Below are 3,351 nucleotides of genomic sequence, written 5' to 3' on the forward strand. Positions count from 1 at the left end.
GTGGTGCGGAAGGGAGCGGATCACGGGATCACGGGGATCGGGCGGGCCTGATCCGGGGCCCCGCCCAAAGAAAAAGGGCGGCGGACCGAAGTCCGCCGCCCCTCCGGGGATCAGGCCCCTGTCGAGATTACCACTTATAGCCGACCCGAACGAAGGCCTTGCGACCGACCATGTCGTAGCCGTTCAGAGCGGCGGTGCCGATCCGGAACTGGCCAGCGGAACCCGCAGGCGGGCGCTCGTCGAACAGGTTCTGGACGCCAGCCTGGAAGGTCCAGTCGTCCATGCGCTTCCGGAACGAGATGTCGTGGGTCAGGTAGAACTCGGTGTACTGCTTGTAGACCACCGGGGTCCCGATCACCGTCAGGCCCGGTGTCGTGGCGGCCGAGGCCAGCAGGGTGGTGCAGGGCGCGACCGTACCCGCCGAGTTGCGGCACGTGCTCGAGTAGCGGGTGCTCAGGTACTCATCCTTGCCGAGGTAACCGGTATCGGAACCCTTGCCGATGATGTTCACGCCCCAGTAGCCAGTCCAGTCGTCCTTGTCGAAGCGGACATTCACTTCTCCGGTGAAGTCCGGACCGTCGTACCCATAGGTCGTGCCGTTGAAGTCCTCGACGGTGGACGAGCCGAGCAGCTGGGTCTTGTCCTCCAGCTGCCAGGTGAACTGGGAGTCCACCTGCAGGCGGCCGAAGTCGAACTCGTGATCGTAGCGCGCCGTCAGGTCGATGCCCCGGTTCTTCTGGCTGGCAACGTTCACATAGCTGTTGTTGATCGTCAGGATCTGCGGGACGGCACCGCTCGCCCGGTTGATCAGGCTGCAGTAGGGGTTGTCCGGGTAGTCGGCCCGCGAATAGCACTGGTAGGCGATGTTGGAGGCACCGAACTGACGGACCTCGTTGTTCACCTCGATCTCGAAGTAGTCCACCGCGATCGACACGCCCAGGGACTTGGGGGTGAAGATCAGGCCAAGGGTCCGGGCCTTGGAGTCTTCCGCCTCCAGGACGCCGGCGCCGCCGCCCGTGATGATGGTGGCGCTGGAGGTGCCCGCCGCGATGTAGCCCTGGGGAACGCCCGCCGCCGCACAGTTGGTGCGGATGTTCTGGTTGGTGCTGTCCTCGTAGCGGATGCAGGGGTCCACCGAGGTCTGACCAAGGAAGCTGGTCTGGTTGGCCAGGTAGAGTTCGTAGAGGGCGGGTGCCCGGAAGGAGGTGCCGTCCGTGGCGCGGACCTTCAGCCAGGAGGTCAGGGCCCAGTTCAGGCCGACCTTGTAGGTCGAGTTCGAGCCGTAGCTATCATAGTCCGTGTACCGGCCCGACAGGGTCAGGTCGACGGACTCCAGCAGGGTGACGCCATTGATGATGGGCACATTCAGTTCGCCGAAGGCTTCCTGGACCCTGTCGCCACCGCGGGTACGGCCGGCGGAGCTCGAACCCCAGAAGTTACCGGAGCGCTCGTTGATGCCGGGCTGGTCATCAATCCGATCCTCACGGTAGCTCACGCCGACGGCAGCGCCCAGAGGCCCCGCCGGTAGCTGGAACAGGGTGCCGCTCATCGAGCCTTCGAACTGGGTCTGCTCGTAGACCGTGTGACCCGTCTCGTAGCCGAAGAGGAAGGCCTTCTCGGCGTCGTTGAAGTTACCCGCCAGGACGCGCTGCGAGGTCAGGGGGATGCCGGTGGGGATGGTCGAGCACAGGCCGCCGGAAATGGTGATCTTCGACTGGTCGCAGGCCAGGGCCGTGGTGGTCACGGCATTGACCCGGTCGTTGTAGATCACGTCGACGCCATAGTCGGCGTCCGAACGGGAGTGTTGGACGAAGGCGTCCCAGGACCAGCCGTCCAGGAAGCCAAAGCCGGAGATGTCGCCCCGCAGGCCAACGACCATCCGGGCGTAGTCCACGGTCTGGGCCCGGTCGGACTTCATCGGGATGATGGGCAGCTGCGAGGTCCCCAGGCTCGTGCCGTAGGGATTGTTCGGGTTGCCCAGGATCCAGGCCGAGGTGAGAGTGGGGAAAAACTGGCGCACGCCGTACTGGGCGGACTCGCGGCGGTTGAGCAGGAGCTCGCCGTAGCCTTCGATGTTGGGCGTGAAGTCAATGCCGCCCGTGGCCATGACGGTGTAGCGCTTGACCGGGCTCAGGATCGAGGCGCGGCCAAAGAGCGGGTCTTCCTGCTCGGCGTAGGGATAGGTGGCCGGGAAGCCGGCCCGTGCGCTTCGGGCGAAGCCGGCCGGGACCGGGATGGTGGCGTTGGAGCCGGCATTGCCCTGGGCCGCGGTCGGATAGGCGATGCCCGGCAGGGTGTAGACCAGATCGCCGAAGGAGCCCGTCCGCAGGGTGTTAGCGAACAGGTTATAGCACTTGGTCGTGCCCTCGGTGTTTTTGTAGTCGACGCGCTGGTTGGTGGCCGGATCCACCAGGTAGTCGGCGGCGCAGGAGGTGTCGGCGCGATCCTGACGACGCAGCACCTTCTGCTCGTAATAGTCAGCCGAGATGTTGAAATAACCGCGGTCGAAGGTCTTGCCCCAAACGCCGTTGATCCGGAAAATTTCGCCGCCACCGTCGGGCGACATGTTTCCGTAGGCCTCGACCTGACCGCCGTCGATCTTGTCGTTGGTGATGATGTTGATGACACCGGCGACGGCGTCAGAGCCGTAGACCGACGAGGCTCCGTCTTTCAGGATTTCGATCCGGTTGATGACGGACTGCGGGATGACGTTCAGGTCGACGGGGCCGACGGTGCCGCGGGTACCGGCCGGGCCGACCCGGCGGCCGTTCAGCAGGACCAGGTTCCGGTTGGCGCCCAGGCCGCGCAGGTTGACCGTATTCACGCCGGGACCGCCAGTGGTGACATAGCCGGTCAGCTGGTTGTTCACCTGGAAGGAGCCGGCGGCCAGGGACGACTGCTGCAGGACCTGAGAGGTATCGACCAGGCCCTGAAGGGTCTGGGATTCCGCCGTGATGACCTGGATGGGCGACGAAGACGTGTATTCCGTGGTCTTGATGCGCGAGCCGGTGACGACCAGTTCGTCGACGTCCGCCCCCTGCTGGGCCATCGCCGCCGGGGCGAAGGCCAGGGCAGCGAGCCCGGAAATGACCGTGGTCCTCAAAAGTGCATGCCTGAAAGCCATGTCTTGACAGACTCCTAAAAGGTTTTCGTCGATTTAACGATCGTGAGCGCGTGCGCGATTGGCCTGCTTAACAAAAACTTGCTGGCAGTCCGAAGCCTTCCAGAGGCGGGTTAGCGAGTTTTGTGACAAGTGTCGTATTTCCAACACGATTTCGACACAGTCCGGCCAGTGGCTCCCCCCCTTCCCGACGCCCGCGAACCAGACTAGGAACACATCACGAACAACTG

The 3,351-nt window shown here is 64.3% G+C and carries 1 protein-coding gene; it reads right to left on the bottom strand.

Annotated features, from left to right (window positions below; translation table 11 throughout):
- Positions 1-127: 127 nt before the first annotated feature.
- Positions 128-3,124, bottom strand: coding sequence for a TonB-dependent receptor (locus WCJ52_RS12270; protein ID WP_336903596.1), 2,997 nt, complete (start codon positions 3,122-3,124; stop codon positions 128-130).
- Between the last annotated feature and the right edge of the window lie 227 nt (positions 3,125-3,351).

The organism is Phenylobacterium sp. (genome assembly GCF_037138395.1).
Lineage (GTDB): Bacteria > Pseudomonadota > Alphaproteobacteria > Caulobacterales > Caulobacteraceae > Phenylobacterium.